The 20,276-nt window shown below is 76.9% G+C and carries 20 protein-coding genes; 13 read left to right on the top strand and 7 right to left on the bottom strand.

The genetic code is table 11. From position 1 onward, the window contains the following. Together D5H78_RS09545 and D5H78_RS09540 are read right to left on the bottom strand one after the other, a co-directional pair. Positions 1-201: a hypothetical protein gene (locus tag D5H78_RS09545; RefSeq protein ID WP_119950196.1), complete on the bottom strand. Its 201-nt coding sequence runs from the start codon at positions 199-201 to the stop codon at positions 1-3. Positions 202-233: 32 nt separating this feature from the next. Next, complete coding sequence (locus tag D5H78_RS09540; protein WP_119950195.1) at positions 234-989, bottom strand: DeoR/GlpR family DNA-binding transcription regulator; 756 nt, start codon at positions 987-989, stop codon at positions 234-236. A 74-nt stretch (positions 990-1,063) separates the two neighbouring features. Here D5H78_RS09540 and D5H78_RS09535 point away from each other — a divergent pair, with 74 nt between their 5' ends. Both D5H78_RS09535 and D5H78_RS09530 read left to right on the top strand, forming a co-directional pair. After that, the gene (locus tag D5H78_RS09535; protein WP_119950194.1) at positions 1,064-1,708 is read left to right on the top strand and encodes an NUDIX domain-containing protein; all 645 of its coding nucleotides are present in this window, start codon (positions 1,064-1,066) and stop codon (positions 1,706-1,708) included. Positions 1,709-1,810: 102 nt separating this feature from the next. Continuing rightward, on the top strand, positions 1,811-2,908 hold the full coding sequence (locus D5H78_RS09530) for a hypothetical protein (RefSeq protein ID WP_218566435.1): 1,098 nt from the start codon (positions 1,811-1,813) through the stop codon (positions 2,906-2,908). 85 nt (positions 2,909-2,993) lie between these two features. On the opposite strand, the gene D5H78_RS09525 is transcribed toward D5H78_RS09530, so the two are convergent. Both D5H78_RS09525 and D5H78_RS09520 read right to left on the bottom strand, forming a co-directional pair. Next, positions 2,994-4,460, bottom strand: coding sequence for a P1 family peptidase (locus tag D5H78_RS09525; protein WP_119950191.1), 1,467 nt, complete (start codon positions 4,458-4,460; stop codon positions 2,994-2,996). 98 nt (positions 4,461-4,558) lie between these two features. After that, positions 4,559-5,347, bottom strand: coding sequence for a FadR/GntR family transcriptional regulator (locus D5H78_RS09520; RefSeq protein WP_119950190.1), 789 nt, complete (start codon positions 5,345-5,347; stop codon positions 4,559-4,561). 209 nt (positions 5,348-5,556) lie between these two features. Here D5H78_RS09520 and D5H78_RS09515 point away from each other — a divergent pair, with 209 nt between their 5' ends. From D5H78_RS09515 to D5H78_RS09475, 9 genes are read left to right on the top strand one after another with little or no spacing between them, the layout of a single operon-like run. Then, on the top strand, positions 5,557-7,095 hold the full coding sequence (locus D5H78_RS09515) for an ABC transporter substrate-binding protein (protein WP_218566434.1): 1,539 nt from the start codon (positions 5,557-5,559) through the stop codon (positions 7,093-7,095). 5 nt (positions 7,096-7,100) lie between these two features. After that, positions 7,101-8,048, top strand: coding sequence for an ABC transporter permease (locus D5H78_RS09510; protein WP_119950189.1), 948 nt, complete (start codon positions 7,101-7,103; stop codon positions 8,046-8,048). Between the two features lie 11 nt (positions 8,049-8,059). Next, positions 8,060-8,905, top strand: coding sequence for an ABC transporter permease (locus D5H78_RS09505; protein ID WP_119950315.1), 846 nt, complete (start codon positions 8,060-8,062; stop codon positions 8,903-8,905). Continuing rightward, positions 8,902-9,897: an ABC transporter ATP-binding protein gene (locus D5H78_RS09500; RefSeq protein ID WP_218566432.1), complete on the top strand. Its 996-nt coding sequence runs from the start codon at positions 8,902-8,904 to the stop codon at positions 9,895-9,897. Before D5H78_RS09505 ends, D5H78_RS09500 begins: the two co-directional genes overlap by 4 nt. Continuing rightward, positions 9,894-10,754 (top strand): ATP-binding cassette domain-containing protein, encoded by an 861-nt coding sequence (locus D5H78_RS09495; protein WP_119950187.1) that lies wholly within the window; start codon positions 9,894-9,896, stop codon positions 10,752-10,754. Before D5H78_RS09500 ends, D5H78_RS09495 begins: the two co-directional genes overlap by 4 nt. Further along, on the top strand, positions 10,751-11,953 hold the full coding sequence (locus tag D5H78_RS09490) for a M20 family metallopeptidase (RefSeq protein ID WP_119950185.1): 1,203 nt from the start codon (positions 10,751-10,753) through the stop codon (positions 11,951-11,953). The genes D5H78_RS09495 and D5H78_RS09490 overlap by 4 nt, the downstream gene beginning before the upstream one ends. Next, positions 11,950-13,017, top strand: coding sequence for a P1 family peptidase (locus D5H78_RS09485; protein ID WP_119950184.1), 1,068 nt, complete (start codon positions 11,950-11,952; stop codon positions 13,015-13,017). The genes D5H78_RS09490 and D5H78_RS09485 overlap by 4 nt, the downstream gene beginning before the upstream one ends. After that, entirely contained in the window at positions 13,014-14,474 is a 1,461-nt protein-coding gene (locus D5H78_RS09480) for an aldehyde dehydrogenase family protein (RefSeq protein WP_218566431.1), read from the top strand. Before D5H78_RS09485 ends, D5H78_RS09480 begins: the two co-directional genes overlap by 4 nt. A gap of 10 nt (positions 14,475-14,484) precedes the next feature. Further along, positions 14,485-15,264 carry an SDR family NAD(P)-dependent oxidoreductase gene (locus D5H78_RS09475; protein WP_119950183.1) on the top strand — a complete coding sequence of 260 codons (780 nt, stop codon included), beginning with the start codon at positions 14,485-14,487 and terminating at the stop codon, positions 15,262-15,264. A gap of 165 nt (positions 15,265-15,429) precedes the next feature. On the opposite strand, the gene D5H78_RS09470 is transcribed toward D5H78_RS09475, so the two are convergent. Beyond that, positions 15,430-16,110 (bottom strand): TVP38/TMEM64 family protein, encoded by a 681-nt coding sequence (locus D5H78_RS09470; protein ID WP_165865682.1) that lies wholly within the window; start codon positions 16,108-16,110, stop codon positions 15,430-15,432. Positions 16,111-16,177: 67 nt separating this feature from the next. On the opposite strand from D5H78_RS09470, the gene D5H78_RS19080 reads away from it, so the two are divergent. Then, complete coding sequence (locus D5H78_RS19080; RefSeq protein ID WP_133412030.1) at positions 16,178-16,396, top strand: hypothetical protein; 219 nt, start codon at positions 16,178-16,180, stop codon at positions 16,394-16,396. Here D5H78_RS19080 and D5H78_RS09465 read toward each other — a convergent pair. Both D5H78_RS09465 and D5H78_RS09460 read right to left on the bottom strand, forming a co-directional pair. Next, positions 16,393-17,319, bottom strand: coding sequence for a universal stress protein (locus tag D5H78_RS09465; RefSeq protein WP_119950181.1), 927 nt, complete (start codon positions 17,317-17,319; stop codon positions 16,393-16,395). The two genes, D5H78_RS19080 and D5H78_RS09465, sit on opposite strands and share 4 nt — an antisense overlap. Further along, the gene (locus tag D5H78_RS09460; RefSeq protein WP_119950179.1) at positions 17,316-18,728 is read right to left on the bottom strand and encodes an amino acid permease; all 1,413 of its coding nucleotides are present in this window, start codon (positions 18,726-18,728) and stop codon (positions 17,316-17,318) included. Before D5H78_RS09460 ends, D5H78_RS09465 begins: the two co-directional genes overlap by 4 nt. Between D5H78_RS09460 and D5H78_RS09455 the strand changes: the two genes are divergently transcribed. Beyond that, the gene (locus D5H78_RS09455; protein ID WP_119950177.1) at positions 18,727-20,247 is read left to right on the top strand and encodes a DUF2252 domain-containing protein; all 1,521 of its coding nucleotides are present in this window, start codon (positions 18,727-18,729) and stop codon (positions 20,245-20,247) included. The two genes, D5H78_RS09460 and D5H78_RS09455, sit on opposite strands and share 2 nt — an antisense overlap. Positions 20,248-20,276: the final 29 nt, after the last annotated feature.

The raw sequence follows: 20,276 nt of genomic DNA, 5'->3' as shown, positions 1-20,276 counted from the left end.
TCAGCGACCGCCGGCATCGTCGAAGAGCGAGCGCCCGCGCCACAAGTAGACCAGCGCCTCGACGGCGAGGCCGGCTCCGCCGCCCAGCATCACCGAGCCCGGGGCGCCGTCGACCACCGAGGCCCCCAGCACGATGAGCAGGGCGCCCGCGAGCAGCGGCCCCAGGACGCGCAGGGACAGGGCTCGGCGGCGGCGCTCCACGGCCTCGACCCTAGGCGAGGGCCGCCCCGCGCTCACGCCGGCAGCAGGGTGACCCCCGCCTCGACGAGCCGGCGCGCCGCCTCGTCCTCGGCGGGGACGTCGGTGACGACGCCCGCCACCGCGTCGAGCGGCAGCACGGCGAACGGCGACGCGGCGCCGACCTTCTCGCGGCTGGCCAGCACGTACGTGTCCGCGGCGCGCCGGGCGAGCGCCCGCTTCATCGCCGCCTCGTCCGGGTCGCCCGTCGTCAGCCCGCTCTGCGCGTGCACCCCCGTCACGCCCAGCAGGAACACGTCCGCCGTCACGGCCTGCGCGGCCTCGACCGCCGCCGCCCCGCACGCGACCGCCGAGTGCTTGAACAGCCGCCCCCCGAGCACGAGCACGTCGACCCGGGGGTGCTCGACGAGCGCTGCGGCGACGACCGGGCTGTGCGTCACGACGGTGGCCTCGAGGTCCGGCGCCAGGGCCCGCACTACCGCCAGCGCGGTGGTGCCCCCGTCCAGCAGGACGGTACTGCCCGGGGCGACGAGCCGGGCCGCGGCCACGGCGACGCGCTCCTTGCTGCCGGTCGCCACCTGCCGTCGCGCCCGGTGGTCGGCCACGGCGGGGGAGGCGGGCAGCGCGCCCCCGTACACCCGCTGGCACAGCCCGGCCGCCGCGAGGTCGCGCAGGTCGCGGCGCACGCTGTCCTCCGACACCCCGAGCTCCGCGGCCACGTCCTTGGCGACGACGCGCCCGTCGTCGCGCAGCCGGGCGAGGAGCAGGTCGCGGCGCTGCGAGGCGAGCATGCACGGTCCTCCGTACTCGTCGAAGTTCATCAAAGGTCTTGCACGTTGCTGCACAGTGTGGCTCACTCGGAGCCATGACCGCCACCACCGCCGCGCCCGGCGTGCCGGGCCTCGACGTCCCCGACCACCGCGGCCGCACCGGCCTGGACCGCGCCGGCCGCGAGCTCACCGGCCCCGACGTCGTCGTGCGCGACGTCGAGCTGCTCGCCGCGGCCTGGCACGTCCTGCGCCGCACCACGTACGACCGCCGCCGCGCCGACGGCACCGTGGTCCGGGAGGCGCGCGAGACGTACGACCGGGGGGACGGGGCCGCGGTCCTGCTGCACGACGCGGACCGGCGCACCGTCCTGCTCGCGCGGCAGTTCCGCTACCCGGCGCGGGTCAACGGGCACCCCGACGGCCTGCTCCTCGAGGTCGCCGCGGGCCTGCTCGACGCGGACGACCCCGAGACGGCGATCCGGCGCGAGGCCGCGGAGGAGCTCGGCGTCGCCGTCGGACCGCTCGAGCACGTCACGACGATGTGGACGAGCCCGGGGTCGGTCACCGAGCGGCTGCACTGCTACGCGGCGCCGTACACGCCCCGGGACCGCACGGGCGCCGGCGGCGGCCTCGCCGACGAGGGCGAGGACGTCGAGGTGGTCGAGCTCGACGTCGACGCGGCGCTCGCGATGGTCGCCGACGGGCGGATCGCCGACGCCAAGACGATCGTGCTGCTGTAGTGGTCCGTGCTCCGCGGCCCCTTCGCGTCACGTCCAGCCCTGGGCTGACGGCGGGCGCGACCGTCGTCAGGGGCAGGCGCCCGGCGCCGTACCCTCCTGCCGGTGGACGCGCAGGACGGGCCCGGGCCCGAGGACGTCGTCGTCGGCCTCGTGGCCGCCCCCGGGCCGGCCGGGTCCGCCGTCGAGCCCGCGGCGCTGCAGCAGGAGCTGGCCCGGCGCTACCCCGGCACGGGCTGGCACGTGGTCCCCGTCGTCGATGCGCTCGTCGTCCCGCCGGCCACCGACGACGAGCTCGTCGACGCCGCGCGCGACCGGCTGCTCGCCGCCGGCTGGGACCTCGCGGTGTGCCTGACCGACCTCCCGCTGCAGCTCGCGCGGCGCCCGGTCGTCGCGCACGCCAGCCCGGTGCACGGCGTCGCCCTCGTCAGCGTCCCCGCGCTCGGCCCCGTCGGCCTGCGCCGGCGCGGCCTCGCGCTCGCCGTCCAGCTCGTCGAGGAGCTCCTCGGTGGGGGTGCGCCGGACGTGCCGGGCGAGGGCGACCGCGCGCGGGGGCGCCGCCTGCGGCACCGCGCGCGCCAGCTCGCGGCCGACCCGCGCGACGACGGCGGGGAGGCCGAGCTGCGCTTCACCGCGCGCGTGCTCACCGGCAACCTGCGCCTGCTCGCCGGCATGGTGCGGGCCAACCGGCCGTGGCGGCTCGCGTACGGGCTCTCCCGCGCACTCACCGGCGCCCTCGCCGCCGGCGTGTTCGCGCTCGTGACGCCCGACCTGTGGGCGATGGCGGACGCGTTCGGCGCGCTGCGCCACGCGGCGGTCGCGGCCGTCGCGGTGGGGGCCACGGCCGCGACGCTCGTCGTCGGCGCCGGGCTCTGGGAGCGCGCGCCGCACCGCCGCGTGCGCAAGCAGGTCGCCCTGTTCAACCTCGCCACCACCGCCACGGTCCTGCTCGGCGTGCTCACCCTGTACGCCGTCCTGCTCGCCCTCTCGCTCCTCGGCGCCGGCGTGCTCGTGGTCCCCGACCTGCTCGCCGCGGCGCTGGGGCACGGCGCCGGCCCGGGGGACTACCTCGAGGTGGCCTGGCTGACGACCTCGCTGGCCACGGTGGGCGGCGCGCTCGGCGCGGGCCTGGAGAGCGACGCGGCGGTGCGCCAGGCCGCGTACGCGTACCGGGGCAGCGAGGTCGCGCCCGCCGACGCCTGAGCGGCGGGGGCGGACCCGGGCGGGTGCCGTGCGCCCGGGGGGAGGACGGCGCACGGCACCCGGCGGGCGGTGGGCGGCGCGCCCGTCAGGGGCGCGCCACGGTGAGCCGGCGGCGCAGCAGCAGCCCGCCGCCCGCCGCGAGGGCGGCCGCCGCCAGCACCCCGAGCGCGCCGGCGGCCCCGGCGGCCGCCGGCGGCAGCCCCGAGCCGCCGCCGGCGGCAGGGGCGGCCCCGCTCTCGTCGGGGGTGCCGGCCGGGGCGCCCGCAGCGGCCGGTGCCGCGGCGGTGGGCGCCGACGGTGACGGCACCGGCAGCACCTCCAGCGCCCGCCGCGCCTGGCGCCACGCCCGCGGCGTGACGTCCGGTGCGGTACCGGCGGTGCGCCACTCCTCGAGCTGCGGCATCCGGCGGCAGGCCGACGGGTAGCGGTCGCAGTAGGACTGCTGGGTGCCGACGGACTCCGCGGACAGCACGGCCTTGGCGATGGCCCGGGACAGCGTGCGCGCCCCGGCGTTGAAGATGGCGTTGAGCTGGCGCCCGTCGGCCGGGTCGTTGACCTGCAGGGGCTCGGTGATGGAGGTGGCGCCCTGGGCGGTCGAGACGCCGAAGACCGTGTCGCCGTCGCCGAGGGTGTGGATCGGGTCGATGGCGCGGGCCATGCCGTCGTGCGCGTTCCCGGACAGCCGTGCGGCGGCCGCCTTCTCCAGCGGGGCGTTGGTCACCACGACGGCGATCGTCGTGTTGAGCGCCTCGTCGGCCGCGGGGGCCGCGGCGGCCGCCGGCTGCGGGCACTCGGCGGCGCGCGGGGCGCGGTAGCCCTCGAACTCGTCGCCGAGGCCGTACCGGACCCCCCACAGCGAGCAGTCCGCCGGGTCGACCGGGTTGCCGGCGGGGTTCACCACGACGATCGCACCGACGTACACGCCGTCGCCGAGGTACACGCTCGCCGTGCCGAGGCCGCTCTTGAGTCCGCCGCCGCGGGCCCCCGTGCCGCCGCCGACCACGCCCTGGCGCACCGGTCCCGGGCCGGACGCCTGCGCGGCGAGGTAGCCCCACTCGGGCGTCGTGCGGGCCTTGATGTCGCCGCCGCGGGCGAGGTCGTAGATGTCGGCGGCCGGGACGATGGGCGCGACGCCCACCCCGAGGGGCACGCCCTCGCCTCGGTCCTCGAGCCAGCGCACGATCCCGTCGCTGGCGGCGAGGCCGTACATGCTGCTGCCGCCGAGCTGGATGGCGTTGACGCCGGGGTTCGAGTTGAGCGGGCTCAGCAGGTCGGTCTCCTTGGTCGCCGGCGCGCCGCCGCGCTGGTCGACGCCCGCGACGGACATCCGCGGGAAGTGCACGACGGTCGTGCCGGTGAGGTACGGCGCGGTCGTCGACTGGACCTGCCCGACGTGCACCCCGGGCACGTCGGTGACGGCGTTGTGCCGACCGGGACGGCCCGCCACGTCCTCCGCCGCGGGAGGGGTGGAGGCGGTGGCGGGAGCGGCGAGGGGGACGGCGGCGAGGGGCGCGACGAGCAGCGCGGCCGCCGCGAGCGGGCGCACGGGCATGCGGACTCCGATCGGCAGGTGGCGGGCGCGCGCAGGTCGGCGCGCCCCCACCGGAGGAGGGGCGGGAGTGGGTCCGCGGCCGCGGTGTGACGCGGAGGCTACTGGTCCGACCGGCCGCTGGGAACCCCGTCGGCGCTCAGGAGGGCGCGGAGCAGGGGGCGCTCGGCGACCGGGACGTAGCCGACGTAGTAGTCGTGGACGGTCTCGCGGGCCAGGCGGGCCGCGCGGGCTCCGTCGCGCGCCCGGACGGCGGCCAGGACCTCGCGGTGGTGCTGGAGTGAGCGCAGCATGAGCTCGCGCCGGTCGCCGGCCTCGGCGATCTTCGCGGCGATGAGGCCGAGCACGGCGCCCCGCACGACCTCGCTGCAGACCTGCAGGAGCGTGCTGCGGCTGGCTCGCGCCACCGCGTCGTGGAAGGCGACGTCCGCGCGGCTGAACTGCTCGTACCCGAGCTCGACCGCCTCCGCCATCGCCGCGATCGCCGCGTCCATCGCCTCCAGCTGCGCCGGCGTCGCGAGGGACGCGGCGAGCTGGTTCGCCGCGCCCTCCACCAGCATGCGGAAGTGCACGAGGTCGCCGAGCCCGATCTCGTCGACCTGCACGAGCCGCGTCATCGACTTGCGCAGCGACGCGGGGGAGAAGGGCAGGACCTCGGGGCCGTTGGGGTCGCCGGGCCGCGAGCGGACGAAGCCCCCGCTCTCGAGGACCCGTAGCGCCTCGCGGACGGTGGACCGGCTGACGCCGAACTGCTGCATCATCTCGCGCTCGCTCGGCAACCGCTCTCCGGGCAGCAGCCGCCCGCCGAGCACGCGGTCCTCGACCTGCTCGACGATCCGCTCGTACGCCCGCACGGGCCGGACCCGCTCGAAGGGCTCGCTGCCCGCCACGCCCCACGCTCCGTCCTTGACCGCCCCTCGGACCTCTGCGAAGGTACGCCGACAGCCACTGGTCGGACCAGTAGGAGGTCGCGTGAGCCGGGTGACCGCAGGGCCGCCGGCCGCCGCGCGCCCACCCCGCAGCGCTCGGCACCCCGGCGGGTGATGATGCCCCCGTACGACGGCACGACCCCCTGCACCACCGGCGGAAGGACCCCCTCGTGAGGCGACGCACCCCCCGGCTCCTCGCGGCCCTGGCCACGAGCGCCACCCTGCTGGCGACGGCCGCCTGCTCGGCGGGCAGCAGCGCCGACGACCCGGTCGGCGGCCCCAGCGGCGCCCCCGACGGCGGCGGCGAGGGCCTCGTGGTCGGCCTGACCGCGGAGCCGGCCAACCTCGACTTCACCACGACCGATGGCGCCGCCATCCCGGAGGCGCTGCTCGTCAACGTCTACGAGGGCCTGGTGAAGCTCGACCAGGACTCCGGCGAGGTCGTGCCGCTGCTCGCGGAGAGCTGGGAGGTCTCCGAGGACGGGCGGACGTACGACTTCACCCTGCAGGAGGGCGTGACCTTCTCCGACGGCGAGGAGTTCACCGCCGAGGACGCGAAGTTCAGCATCGAGCGGGTGAAGTCCGACGCCTGGACCGTGTCGCTCAAGAGCGGGATGGACGTCGTGGACACCGTCGAGGCGGTCTCCCCGACCGAGCTGCGGGTGACGCTGTCCGAGCCGAGCAACGACTGGCTCTTCCGCATGACCACGCGCATCGGAGCCATGTTCAGCGAGTCCGGGGTGGACGACCTGCAGAGCACCGCCGTGGGCACCGGGCCGTACGAGGTGACCGAGTGGGACAACTCCGGGACCCTCGAGCTCACCGCCCGCGACGACTACTGGGGCGAGGCGCCCGGGGTGGGCCAGGTGACGCTGCAGTACTTCGAGGACGCCACCGCCACGACGAACGCCCTGCTGTCCGGGGGCATCGACGTCGTCGGCACCGTGCAGGCGCCCGAGACGCTCGCGCAGTTCGAGGGCGACGACCGGTTCCAGGTCATCGAGGGCACGACGAACGGCGAGGTCGTGCTCTCCATGAACGGCGCGGCGGGGCCGCTGCAGGACGTGCGCGTGCGCCAGGCGGTGCGGCACGCGATCGACCACCAGGCGCTGCTCGACACCGCCTGGGCCGGGCGCGGCGAGCTCATCGGCAGCATGGTGCCGCCGACCGACCCCTGGTACGAGGACCTCACCGGCGTGGCGCCGTACGACCCCGACCGGGCCCGCCAGCTCCTGCAGGAGGCCGGCGCCCAGGACGTCAGCCTGCGGATGCGCATCGCGAACCTGCCCTACGCGGTGGCCTCGGCGCAGGTCGTGCAGTCCCAGCTCGCCGACGTCGGCATCACCGCGGAGATCGAGCCGCTGGAGTTCCCGGCCCGCTGGCTGGAGGACGTCTTCACCAACGCGGACTACGACCTGTCGATCGTGGCCCACGTCGAGCCCCGCGACATCTCCGCCTTCGGCAACCCCGACTACTACTTCCGCTACGACGACCCGCAGGTGCAGGACCTGCTCGCGCAGGCGGACCGCGGCACGCCGGAGGAGCAGGTGACCGACCTGCAGCAGGCCGCGCGGCGCATCTCCGAGCAGGCGGCCGCGGACTGGCTGTTCCTGCTGCCGAACCTCATCGTCGCGGAGGCCGACGTGCAGGGCCTGCCGGAGAACCGCATCGGGGAATCCTTCGACCTGACGACCCTGTCCCGCGGGTAGGCCGCGTGCTCCTGCAGGTGCTCCGGCGGACCCTCGTCTTCCTCGTCAGCCTCGCGCTCGCCTCGGTCGTCGTCTTCGCCTTCATGGCGGTGCTGCCGGGCGACCCGGCGCGCGTCGCCCTCGGCGTCAACGCGACCGAGGAGGCCGTGCAGGCGACCCGGGAGCGGTTCGGCACGGACCGCCCGCTCGTCGTGCAGTACCTCGACTGGGTCGGCGGCCTGCCCAGCGGGGACTTCGGGCGGTCGTACGTCTCGGGCGCGGGCATCGGCCCGCAGGTGCTCGACCGCCTGCAGGTGACGCTGTGGCTGGTGCTCACCGCGATGGTGCTCGCCCTGCTCGTCGCGCTGCCCCTCGGCGTCGTCGCGGCCGTGCGGCACCGCGACGCCGCCGGTGCCGCGGTCTCGGCGCTGAGCCAGGTCGGGGTGGCCGTGCCGTCGTTCCTCGCGGGGATCCTGCTCGTCACCGTCTTCGCGGTGCGGCTGGGCTGGCTCCCCTCCAGCGGGTGGGTGCCGCCGGCCGAGGACCCGGGGGAGTTCCTGCGGCGCCTCGTGCTGCCCGCGCTGTCGCTGGGCCTGGTGCAGGGCGCGGTCCTCACCCGCTACGTGCGCTCGGCGGTCCTCGACGTGCTCCGCGAGGACTACGTGCGCACCGCGCGGGCCAAGGGGCTCGGGCCGTACGGCGCCCTGGTGCGCCACGGCCTGCGCAACGCCGCGATCCCCGTCGTCACCGTCCTCGGCCTGCAGCTCGCGACGCTGCTCGTCGGCGCGGTCGTCGTCGAGCGCGTCTTCGTCATCCCCGGCCTCGGCAGCCTGCTGCTCGACGGCGTCGGCAACCGCGACCTGCTGCTCGTGCAGGGCGTCGTCATGGTGCTCGTGCTGGCCGTGCTGCTCGTCAACTACGTGGTCGACCTGCTCTACGCCGTGCTGGACCCGAGGCTGCGGAGGGCCGCGTGACCGACGCCCGCCTGGAGCCGCTCGCGCCCACCGGGGACCGGCGCCGGGCGAACGCCTCCCTCGTCGTCGGCGGTGCCCTCGTCGGGCTGGTCGTCGTCGCCGCGCTGGTGTCGTTCGTCTGGACCCCGTACGACCCCACCCGGGTCGACCCCGCCGCCCGCCTGCTCACCCCCGGTGCCGACCACTGGCTGGGCACCGACAAGTTCGGCCGCGACGTCGTCAGCCAGCTCATGGTCGGCGCGCGCACGACGCTCTTCGTCGGCATCGTCGCCGTCGGCGTCGCGGCGGTCGTGGGCACGCCGCTGGGCGTGCTCGCCGGCATGGCGCCGCGCTGGCTCGGGGAGCTGCTCATGCGGCTCAACGACCTGCTGCTGGCCTTCCCGGCGCTGCTGCTCGCCATCATGTTCGGCGCCGTCTTCGGCGCCTCGACGCTCACCGCGATGGTCGCCATCGGCATCGCCACCGTGCCGTCCTTCGCCCGGCTCGCCCGCAGCGGCACGCTGCAGGTGATGAGCACCGAGTACGTGCTCGCCGCCCGCTCGGCCGGGCGCACGCCGCCGGCGGTCGCGGGCCGGCACGTGCTGCCCAACATCGCCGGCCTCGTCATCGTCCAGGCGTCGGTGAGCTTCGCCATCGCCGTGCTCGCCGAGGCCGCCCTGTCGTTCCTCGGCTTCGGCACCCGCCCGCCCACGCCGTCCTGGGGGCGGATGCTGCAGGAGTCGCAGGAGCTGCTGTTCACGGCGCCGCGGCTGGCGCTCTGGCCCGGCCTGGCCATCGCCCTGGCCGTGCTGGGCTTCAACCTGCTCGGCGACGGCCTGCGCGACCACCTCGACCCGCGGCTGCAGGACCGCCGGTGAGCGCGGCGGCCGCGGCGCCCGCAGCGGGTGCCCCCGTGCTCGACGTGCGCGACCTGCACGTCGGCACCTCGCGCCTGCGCCTGGTCAGCGACGTCTCGTTCAGCCTGTCCGCCGGCGAGCGCGTCGGCCTCATCGGCGAGTCGGGCTCGGGCAAGTCCCTCACCGCGTCGGCGGTCATGGGCCTGCTGCCCGAGGGGGTGAGGGCCGAGGGCTCGGTGCGCCTCGCGGGCGTGGACCACGACCTCGTCGGGGCCTCGGAGAAGGCGCTGTCCCGCGTACGGGGCGACAGGGTCGCCATGGTCTTCCAGGAGCCGATGACCGCGCTGAACCCGGTGATGCGCGTCGGCGACCAGGTCGCCGAGGCGATGCTGCTGCACCGCACCGTGCCGGACCGGCGGGCGGCGCGGGCGCGGGCCGTCGAACTGCTCGACCTCGTGCGGCTGCCCGACCCCGGGCGGGCCGCGCGGGCGTACCCGCACCAGCTCTCCGGCGGGCAGCGCCAGCGGGTGGTCCTCGCGATGGCGCTGTCCAACGACCCGTCGGTCCTCCTCTGCGACGAGCCCACGACCGCCCTCGACGTCACCGTGCAGGCGCAGGTGCTCGACCTGGTGCTGCGCGGCGTGGAGCGGCTCGGCTCGGCCCTGCTCTTCATCACGCACGACCTGGCCGTCGTCGCCACGGTGTGCCGGCGCGTCATGGTCATGTACGGCGGGCGCATCGTCGAGACCGGCACGGTGGACGAGGTCTTCACGCGCCCACGGCACCCGTACACGCGCGGCCTGCTCGACTCGTCCGACCTCGAGCGCAGCGACGAGCGCGGCCGGCTGCGCACCATCGCCGGGGCCGTGCCCGCCGCCGGCCGGTTCCCCGACGGCTGCGTCTTCCGCACCCGCTGCCCCCGCGCGCAGGACGACTGCGCCGAGCTGCCCCCCTGGTACGGCGACCGCGCCCGCGGGCACGCCTGCCGCCACCCGGTGGAGGAGCCGCGGTGAGCGGGCAGCCCCTCATCGCGGTCCGCGACCTCGAGCGGACGTACCGGCGCTCGCGGACGTCCCTGCTCTCCCCGCCGCCCGAGGTGCACGCCCTGCGGGGCGTCAGCTTCGACGTCGCCCGCGGCGAGCGCTTCGGCATCGTGGGGGAGTCCGGCTCCGGCAAGTCGACGCTCATCCGCCTGCTCTGCGCCCTGGACACCCCGACCGCCGGCACGGTCGCCTTCGACGGCGAGGTCGTCTCGGGCCTGCCGGAGCGGCGCCTGCGGGGGCTGCGCCGCGACCTGCAGGTCGTCTTCCAGGACCCGATGGGCTCGCTCGACCCGCGCATGCGGGTGCGCGACATCGTCGCCGAGCCGCTCGTGGCCCAGGGCGAGCGCGACCCCCGGGCCCGGGTGGCCGAGCTGCTCGCGGACGTCGGCCTGCCGCCGGACGCGGGGGAGCGCTACCCCCACCAGTTCTCCGGCGGCCAGCGCCAGCGCATCTCGATCGCCCGGGCCCTGTCGACGCGGCCGAAGGTGCTCGTGGCCGACGAGCCGGTGAGCGCCCTCGACGTGTCGGTGCGCGCGCAGATCCTCAACCTGCTCGCCGACCTCGTCGAGGAGCACGCGCTCACCCTCGTCTTCGTCTCGCACGACCTCAGCGTCGTGCGGCACGTCTGCGACACCGTCGCGGTCGTGCACGAGGGCCGCATCGTCGAGCTGGGGCCCACCGAGCAGGTCCACGGCGCCCCGCGGCACCCGTACACCCGGCGGCTCGTGGCCGCCGTGCCCACCCTGCGCAAGGCCCTGGACGGCGTGACCGCGGCGGACCTCGCGCGCGGCGCCACCGCCCCCGGCACCGAGGAGGCCGTCTCGTGAGCAGCCCGTACGACGTCGACGCCGAGGCGGTCGTCGCCTTCACCCGCGAGCTGGTGCGGTGCCGCAGCGTCCACGACCCGCGGGCCGGGACCGCCGAGGGCGAGGCGGCCGCGCTCGTCGCCGAGCGCATGCGCTCGTTCGGCTGGGAGCCGGAGGTCACCGAGGTCGCGCCGGGGCGGCCCAACGTCGTCGCCGTCGTCGAGGGCGGCGGCGGGCCCGGCCCCACCCTCGCCTTCGAGGGGCACACCGACGTCGTGACCGAGGGGGACCTCTCGAGCTGGACCGTCGACCCCTTCGGCGCGGAGGTCCGCGACGGCCGGCTCTACGGGCGCGGCTCGGCCGACATGAAGTCGGGCGTCGCCGCGATGCTCTACGCGGTGCGCGCCCTGCAGGAGGCCGGGCCCTTCCCGGGGCGGGTCGCGGTGTGCGCCCTCGTCGACGAGGAGGGCCTGATGCTCGGCGCGAAGCACTTCGCGCGGACAGCGCTTGCTCGCGAGGTCGACGGGGCGATCGTCTGCGAGCCCGAGGCCGGCGAGGTCTGCGTCGCCGCCAAGGGCGCCGTCCGCCTGCGGGTCGACCTGCACGGGCGCATGGCGCACGGGGCGATGCCGCAGCACGCGCGCAACCCGGTCGTCGCCGTGGGCCGCCTGCTCGCGGCGCTCGCGGACTACCAGCGCGAGCTCGTGGAGGCGTTCGGCGAGCACGAGCACCTCGGGCGGGTGTACCTCACGCCCACCGTCCTCGGGGCCGGGGACGCGGACCAGATCAACGTCATCCCCGCCCGGGCCTCGGTCTGCCTCGACGTGCGGACCCTGCCGGACGTCGACCACGGCGCGCTCGTCGCGCGGGTCCGGGCCCTGGCCGAGGCGGCGGGCACCCCCGACGGCGTACGCGCCGAGGTCACCGTCGTCGACGACCGGCCGGCCGTCGAGGTCGACCCCGCCCACCCGCTCGTCACCGCGCTCGCCGCCGCGCACGAGGCGGTGCTCGGCGAGCCGGCGCGGTACGGCGGGGTGCCGGGGGCGACCGACGGCACGATCCTCACCCGCGACGCTGGGATGCCGACCGTCGTCTACGGCCCCGGCGGCAAGTGGATCGCCCACCAGGCCGACGAGTACGTCGAGGTGGACGAGATCGTCGCCTGCGCCCGGGTCTACGCCGAGGCCGCCGGGCGCTTCCTGCGCGGCGGCCGGCCGTGAGCGTCGGCCCGGTCGAGCCGGAGGTCCGCCCCGGGCCGAGCAACAGCCTCGTCGACGTGCCCGGGCTGCGGGTCGGGCACCGCACCGCGGCCGGCGACGGCTGGCTCACCGGCACGACCGTGGTCCTCGCTCCCGAGGGCGGGGTGGTCGGCGGGGTGGACGTGCGCGGCGGCGGCCCCGGCACCCGCGAGACCGACCTGCTCGACCCGCGCAACGTCGTCGAGCGCGTGCACGCCGTCGTCCTCGGTGGCAGCAGCGCCTTCGGCCTCGGCGCCGCCGACGGGGTCATGGCCCGGCTGGCCGAGGCCGGGACCGGGCTGCGGGTGGGCGCCGACGGCGACGTCGTGGTGCCGATCGTCCCCGCCGCCGTCGTCTTCGACCTGGGCCGGGGCGGGGACCAGGCGCGCCGCGCCGACGCATCCTTCGGCGCGGCCGCGCACGACGCCGCGGGGGACGGGCCCGTGCAGCAGGGGTGCGTCGGCGCCGGGACGGGCGCCCTGGCCGGGCGGTTCAAGGGCGGTGTCGGCTCCGCGAGCGCGGTCCTGCCGGGCGGGGCGACGGTCGCCGCCCTCGTCGTCGTCAACGCGCTCGGATCCCCGGCCGACCCGCGGACCGGCGGGCTCTGGGGCGCGCGGCACCTGCTCCCCGGCGAGCTGGCGTGGCTGGGGACCCCCGACCCCTCCGACGCCGCGGCGGTCACGGCACCGGAGCGGGCGCAGCGCCGGGGCGACCTGCACACGACCATCGGCGTCGTCGCCACCGACCTCGCGCTCACCAAGGCGCAGTGCGCCAAGCTCGCCGGCATCGGGCACGACGGGCTCGCGCGGGCGCTGCGCCCGGTGCACACGATGTTCGACGGCGACACGCTCTTCGGCCTGTCCACGGCGGCGCGGCCCGCGCCCGACGCGCAGGCCCTGCACGGCCTGCTGACCGTGGCGGCCGACTGCGTCACCCGCGCCGTCGTGCACGCCGTGCTGGCCGCCACGACCACGCGCACGCCCGCGGGGGAGTGGCCGTCGTACCTCGACCTCGTCCCGTCCGCCCGCCGAGGAGGCCGACCGTGACCCGCCGGACCGCGCAGGGCGTCGCCCTGCCCTTCCCCGAGGGCCTGCCCGTCGGCGACGCGTGGGTCGCCGCAGGGACCCGGGAGGTGCGCTTCCCGTACGACGGCTCGCCCGTCGCCCCCGCGCCCGTCGGCGACGCGGCGCTGGCCGAGCGCGCGGTGGCCGCCGCCGCGGCCTGCCGGGGCGCCGTGGCCGCGCTGCCGTCGCACGTGCGGCGCGCCGTCCTGCTCGGCGCCCGCGACGCCCTCGCGGCGCGGCGCGACGACCTCGAGCAGCTGCTCGTCCTCGAGACCGGCAAGCCCCTCGTGGACTGCCGGGTCGAGGTGGACCGCGCGCTCGTGACCCTCGCCGCGTCCGCCGAGGAGGTCGCCCGGCTGCACGGGGAGACCGTGCCGCTCGACCTGCTGCCGTCCGGCGAGGGCCTCATCGGCTTCTGGGTGCGCAAGCCGGTCGGGGTCGTCGTCGGGATCGCGGGCTTCAACTACCCCCTGCTCCTCGCGGCCCACAAGGTGGGGCCCGCCGTCGCCGCCGGGTGCCCCGTCGTCGTCAAGCCCGCGCCGCAGACGCCGCTGGCGACCCTCTGGCTCGTGCACGCGCTGCGCGAGGCGGCGGAGGCGGCCGGCGCGCCCGCGGCCGCGGTGCAGCTCGTCACGGGCGACGCCTCCGTGGGCAGCGCGCTCACGACCGACCCGCGGGTGGCGGCGGTGTCCTTCACCGGCTCGGCCGCGGTCGGGCACCGCATCGCGCGCGACGCGGCCCCGCGCAAGGTCCTCCTCGAGCTCGGTTCCAACGCCGCGCTCGTCGTCGCGGCCGACGCCGACCTCGACGCGGCCGCTGCGGCCGTCCTGCGCGGCGGCTTCTACGCCTCCGGCCAGGCGTGCATCTCCGTGCAGCGGGTCCTCGTCGAGGAGAGCGTCGCCGGGGCGTTCCTGGACCGGCTCGCCGCGGGCGTGGCGGACGTGCGGGTCGGGGACCCCCGCGACCCCGCCACCCGCGTCTCGGCGCTCATCGACGCCGGCTCCCGCGAGCGCGTCGCCTCCTGGGTGCGCGAGGCGGTCGCGGCCGGCGCGCGCGTGCTCGCCGGCGGGCCCGACGACGACCCGCTGGGGCCGACCGTGCTCGCCGACGTCCCCGACGGCGTGGCCGCGTGGGACGAGGAGGTCTTCGGCCCGGTCGTGTGCGTGCGGGCGGTGCCGTCGCTCGACGCCGCGTACGACGCCGTCAACGCCTCCCGCTACGGCCTGCACGCCAGCGTCTTCACCCGCTCGCTGGCGAGCGCCTTCGCGGCGGTGGAGCGGCTCGAGGTCGGCGGCGTCGTCGTCAACGAGGTGCCCGGCTTCCGGTCGGACACCATGCCCTACGGCGGCGTGAAGGACTCGGGGGCCGGTCGCGAGGGCCCGCGCTTCGCCGTCGAGGAGCTCACCGTCACCCGCATGGCCGTCATCCGGCCGGCTTGAGGAGCCCTGCGTGGACCCCGCCCCGGACTACACCCGCCTCTTCCGCCTCGACGGCCGCCGGGCCGTCGTCGTCGGCGCCGGCAGCGGCATCGGCCGCGAGGCGGCGCTCGCCCTCGCCGCGCACGGCGCCGACGTGGTGTGCGCCGACCGGGACGCCGACGCGGCCGCCCGGACGGCGCAGGGGGCGGGCGGCACGGCGTACCCCCTGGACGTCCTCGACCGCGCGGCGGTCGCCGCGGCGCCGGGGGAGCTCGGCGACGTCGACGTGCTCGTCTTCACGGCCGCCACCAACGTGCGCAAGCGCCTGCTCGACTACGCCGAGGAGGAGTTCGACCGGGTCGTCGCGCTCAACCTGCGGGCGTCGTTCGACCTCGTACGGACCTTCGGCGGCGCCATGGCCGAGCGGGGCCGCGGCTCGGTCGTCGGGTTCTCCTCGATCCGGGCGGTGACCGTGGAGCCGGGCCAGGGCGTGTACGCGGCCACCAAGGCCGGCCTCGTCCAGCTGCTGCGCACCGCGGCCGCCGAGCTCGGCCCCCGCGGCGTGCGCGTGAACGCCGTCGCCCCCGGCGTCGTCGAGACCCCGCTCACCGCGCAGATCAAGGCCGACCCCTCCTGGTACGGCGCCTACGCCGCCAAGAGCGCCCTCGGCCGCTGGGCCCGCCCCGGGGAGCTCGCCGGCGCCGTCGTCTACCTCGCCTCCGACGCCAGCAGCTTCGTCACCGGCAGCGTCCTCACCGTCGACGGCGGCTGGACCGCCGTCGACGGCCGGTACGAGCCCCCCGGCGCCTGACCCCCCCCGGGCGGGCTCGGGGGGAGCGCATGGTCGCGGTCCGGGGAGCGCATGATCACGGCAGGAGGGCTGCAGGATCGCGGCCGGGGGGCTGCATGATCGCGCACGTCGTGGCCGCGATCATGCACGACCCCGGCCGTGATCATGCGCTCGTGGCGGGCCGGGTCAGCGGCGGCGGTCGGTGAGCCAGCCGACCCACCAGAGCAGGGCGGCCAGGAGCAGGACGAGGGCGAAGACGGCGGCGGGGCCGGGGAGGAAGCCGACGGCGGCCCCGGCGAGGGCGTACAGCAGCGCGGCCGGCACCGTGCCCAGGAGCGCGGCGAGCAGGGCGCGGCGCCAGCCGAGGGGGCTCGCCCCGGCGAGCACGAGGACGGTCTCGGCGAGCAGCGGGACCGGGCGCGTCACGACGATCGCGAGGGTGCCCCAGCGCTCGAGGAGGGCGTCGGCGCGGCGGCGCTCGGACGCCGGGACGAGCCGGTCGAGCAGGGGCCCGCCGCGCCGGCCGAGCCAGAAGGCCACGACGGCCGCGCCGAGGCCGCCGGCGAGGGACAGCAGCGTGCCGAGCGCCGGCCCGAAGACGGCGCCGTGCGCGGTCATGACCACGCTCGAGGGCACGGGCACGAGGACGTCCGCCACGAGCAGCCCGACCCCGACGACGGCCGCCTGCCCGCGGTGCTCGCGCAGCCACGGCCGCGGGTCGGTCAGCACGTCCAGCCCGAGCGCCTCGACGGCGAGGAAGACGAGCCCGAACGCGACGAGGAGGCCGAGGGCGAGCAGGGCGTACCGGGGGAGCCCGAGGGGACCCGCCCCGCGCCGCCGTCGCAGGTCCTGCACCCCGTCGCCCACCCCTCGATGGTGCACACCCGGTCGCGCCGCCGTGCGGGCGGGGCCCGCGGGCGTGCGACACTGCGGCATGACCCGAGACCGCACGGCCCGCCCCGCCCTGGCCACGAGCCCCTTCGCCGCGCCGCCCGCGGTGGTGCGCGAGGAGTACGCCGTCGACGAGCGGGTCAACCACGACCGCTTCGGCATCGGCACCGTGGTCGGCCTCGAGCCGCGCGGCGTCGTGGTCGTCGACTTCGGCAGCCAGCGGGTGCGCGTGCCCAACGACGCGCGCCTCTGCAAGCTCTAGGAGGCCCCGGCCGGGTGGCCCGCGCGCTCCGCCAGCGACACCGCGGAGCGGCGGGGCACGACGACGACCGGCACGGGGGAGTGGCGCACGACCTTGGACGCCCGCGACCCCAGGAACACCCGGGCGACCGGCCCGACCGCGCTCGAGCCCACGACCAGCACGTCCCCGCCGTCCCACGGCACGTCGCCCAGCGCGGCGCCCCAGTCCGCGCCCTGGCCGACCACGGTGTCGACCGAGGGCGGCACCACGGGGAGCCCGGCGACCCGCGCGAGCACGTCCTGCTGCGCCCGGCGCACCTCACCCACCCACGTCCCGACGACGTCGTCCTCGGCGCGGAAGCCGGCCCCGGCCGTGACGATGGTCGGCCCGTGCACCGCGAACGACGCGACCCGCAGGGGCGCGCCGACCCGGGCCGCCACCCCCGCCGCGGCGACGACGAGGTCGTCGCCGCCGGCCGTGGCACCGTACGCCGCGGTGACCCGCCGGACCCGCTCCTCGCCCCGGTAGCCGCGGGTCGCGAGCGCGACGGGCACCGGCGAGCTGTGCAGCAGCCGGTCGGCGACGCTGCCCAGCGCGACCCGCCCGAGCGGGCCGGCCGCGGACGACCCGAGGACGACGAGCGCCGTGCTCTCGCCCTCGGCGACCTCGAGGAGCCCGGCGGCGGCGGAGCGCGCGTGATGGACGACGAGCCGGGCCGGTACGTCGTCCGGCAGCAGCGTGCGCGCCCGCCCCAGCGCCGCGTCGGCCGACGCCGCGAGGTGGCGGCGGAACTCCGCGTCGACCCGCCCGGGCCCGGGGGGCCACGAGGTGGGCACGACGGCGACGAGGAGCAGGTCCTCGCCGGCGGAGCGGGCCAGCTGCGCGGCGAGGTGGACGACGGCGGCGCACCGCTCGTCGTGGGTGACGCCGACGAGGAGGGTCACCGCCCCACCTCCGTCCCGGCGAGGCGGGAGTGGCGGATGCCGTACGCGAAGTAGAAGGCGAGGACCGCCGCGACCCAGACCGCGAACACGACGAGGGTGATGCCCCGCAGGCTCGAGATGATCCACAGGCAGCCGGCCACCGACGCCAGCGGCAGGACGGGGTAGAGCGGGACCCGGAAGCCGCGCTCCAGGTCCGGCGCCGTGCGGCGCAGCACCATCACGCCGACGGACACCACGAGGAAGGCGACGAGCGTCCCGACGCTCGTCATCTCGGCGAGGAAGTCGATGGGCAGCAGGCCGGCGAGCAGGCCGACGGCGACGCCCACGACGACCGTGCCCGCCACCGGCGTCTGCGTGCGCCGGTCGACGCGCGCGAAGAGCGGGGGCACCATGCCGTCCCGGCCCATCGCGAAGAGGATGCGGGTCTGCCCGTAGAGCACGACCAGCGTGATGCTGAAGATCGACACGACGGCGCCCGCGGCCAGCACGGTGCCGGGCCAGGTCGAACCGGTGACGTCCTCGAGGATGGCGGCGAGACCGGCCTCCTGCCCGTCGAAGCGCTCCTGCGGCTGCGCGGCCACGGCCACCACCGAGACGGCGACGTAGAGGGACGTGACCGTGACGAGGGCGATGAGGATGGCCAGCGGCATCGTGCGCCGGGGGTCCTCGACCTCCTCGCCGGCCGTCGAGACCGCGTCGAGCCCGATGTAGCTGAAGAAGATGATCCCCGCGGCGGTCGTCACGCCGTCCAGCCCGAAGGGGGCGAAGTCGGACAGGTTGTCGCTCTCCCAGCCGGCCAGCGCCACGACGACGAAGAGGAGCAGCACCGCGACCTTGACGACGACCATGGCGGCGTTGGCGCGGGCCGACTCGCTCGTCCCCCGGACCAGCAGCAGCGAGCACAGCGCCACGAGGACGACCGCCGGCAGGTTCACCACGCCGCCCGCCTCGGGAGAGGCGGACAGCGCCTCCGGGATGGCGACGCCCACCACGTTGTCCAGCAGCTCGTTGAGGTACTGCGACCAGCCGACGGCCACCGCCGCGGCGGACACGCCGTACTCGAGGAGCAGGCACGCCGCGACGCCCATGGCGACGAGCTCGCCGAGGGTGGCGTACGCGTACGAGTAGGACGAGCCGGACACCGGCACGGCGCTCGCCAGCTCGGCGTAGCAGATGGCGGTGAGCCCGGCGACGACGCCGGCGATGACGAACGACACGATGACCGCGGGGCCCGCGACCGGCACGGCCTCGGACAGGACGAAGAAGATGCCGGTGCCGACGGTCGCGCCGATGCCGAACATCGACAGCTGCGCCAGGCCGATGGTCCTGCGGAGCCCGCCGGCCTCGCCCTCCGCGGCGTACGCCTCCACGGGCTTGCGTCGCAGGACCTGCTGGAGCAGGGGTGCCATGAGCGTCCTCCGTCTCGCCGTCGGCGGTCGTACGGGGAGGACCCTCCCACCGCCCGGACGCGCCCGTCGAGCGGGCTACCCTCGCGGCGTGCCCCCCATCCGCACCGAGGGACCGTTCCGGGACGTCGTCATCGCCGGTACGGACGACGGCGGGTTCTCGAGCCTGCGGCAGGCGGCGATACCCCGCGAGGAGCGGCGCGCTCTGGGAAAGCGGTTGCGCGAGACCGTACCCCGGTCGTCGCTGGGCGACTGGGAGCCACCGGCCGACCGGGTCGACCCCGTCGAGCAGGTGCGCGCGGCGCACGAGGGCCGGCTGCCCGAGCTCGTGCCGATCCGGGTCGGGCGGATGGTCGCCTCGCCGTACGCGTTCCTGCGCGGGGCGGCCGCCACCCACGCGGCGGACTTCGCGGCGCTGCCGCGCACCGGCATCACGCCCGTCGTGTGCGGCGACGCGCACCTGGGGAACTTCGGCTTCTACGCCTCGCCGGAGCGCAACCTCGTCTTCGACCTCAACGACTTCGACGAGGCGCACCCGGGCGCCTGGGAGTGGGACCTGCGCCGCCTCACCACGAGCGCCTGGGTGGCGGGCCGGCAGAACGGCGCGAAGGAGGGGCACTGCGAGGATGCGGTGCTGACGTGCCTGCGCGCCTACCGCGAGCAGGTGCACCGCCTCGCCGAGCTCCCGCTGGTGCAGCGCTCCTACGAGCGGCTCGACGTGGAGGCGCTGCGCGGCACGAGCGGCTCGGCCCTGCAGGACGAGGTGGACCGGGCGGCGAAGCGGGCGCGCAGGCGCACGAGCGACCGCGCCCTGCCGCGCTTCACCGAGGAGCACGCCGAGCGGGGCCGGCGCATCGTCGAGGAGCCGCCGCTCATCACGCACCCGCCGCAGGAGGTGGCGGAGGGCCTCGCCGAGGCGCTCGACGTGTACCTGGGGACCCTGCCGCCGCACTGGGCCCGCATGCTCGCCGGCTACCGGCTGGTCGACGTCGCGCACAAGGTCGTCGGGGTGGGCTCGGTCGGGCTGCGGGCCTACGTCGCGCTGTGCGAGGGCAGCAGCCCCGACGACGTGGTCTTCCTGCAGCTCAAGCAGGCCCGGCGCTCGGTGCTCGCGCCCTGGGTGCACGGGCAGGTCCCCCGGCACGAGCACCAGGGCCAGCGGGTCGTGGAGTACCAGCAGGCCCTGCAGACGGTCAGCGACCCGCTGCTGGGCTGGGCGACGGCGGGCGGGCACCAGTTCTACGTGCGCCAGTTCCGCGACATGAAGGGCGCGATCGAGGTCGACGGCATCGACCACGAGGCGCTCGTGGACTACGCCGGGGTCTGCGGCGCGCTGCTGGCCAAGGGCCACGCCCGCACCAGCGGCGCGTCGACCATCGCCGGCTACCTCGGCTCCTCCGACAAGGCGGACGAGGCGCTGGCGCGGTTCGCGCGGGCGTACGCCGACCAGACCGAGGCCGACCACGCCGCCCTCGTCCGGGCCGTCGAGCGCGGCGCGCTGCCCGCCGACCGGGACCGCTGAGACCCCCTCCCGCGGTCCCGGCCGGCTGT

The organism is Vallicoccus soli, assembly GCF_003594885.1.
Lineage (GTDB): Bacteria > Actinomycetota > Actinomycetes > Motilibacterales > Motilibacteraceae > Vallicoccus > Vallicoccus soli.
The sequence above is the reverse complement of the archived record's forward strand: the minus strand, read 5'-3'. Positions and strand labels throughout refer to the sequence as shown.

Coding starts and splice junctions, on each gene's coding strand:
- D5H78_RS09535 (WP_119950194.1), top strand. CDS start 1,064: ATGACCGCCACCACCGCCGCGCCCGGCGTGCCGGGCCTCGACGTCCCC.
- D5H78_RS09540 (WP_119950195.1), bottom strand. CDS start 989: ATGCTCGCCTCGCAGCGCCGCGACCTGCTCCTCGCCCGGCTGCGCGAC.
- D5H78_RS19080 (WP_133412030.1), top strand. CDS start 16,178: ATGACCCGAGACCGCACGGCCCGCCCCGCCCTGGCCACGAGCCCCTTC.
- D5H78_RS09525 (WP_119950191.1), bottom strand. CDS start 4,460: ATGCCCGTGCGCCCGCTCGCGGCGGCCGCGCTGCTCGTCGCGCCCCTC.
- D5H78_RS09455 (WP_119950177.1), top strand. CDS start 18,727: ATGAGCGTCCTCCGTCTCGCCGTCGGCGGTCGTACGGGGAGGACCCTC.
- D5H78_RS09460 (WP_119950179.1), bottom strand. CDS start 18,728: ATGGCACCCCTGCTCCAGCAGGTCCTGCGACGCAAGCCCGTGGAGGCG.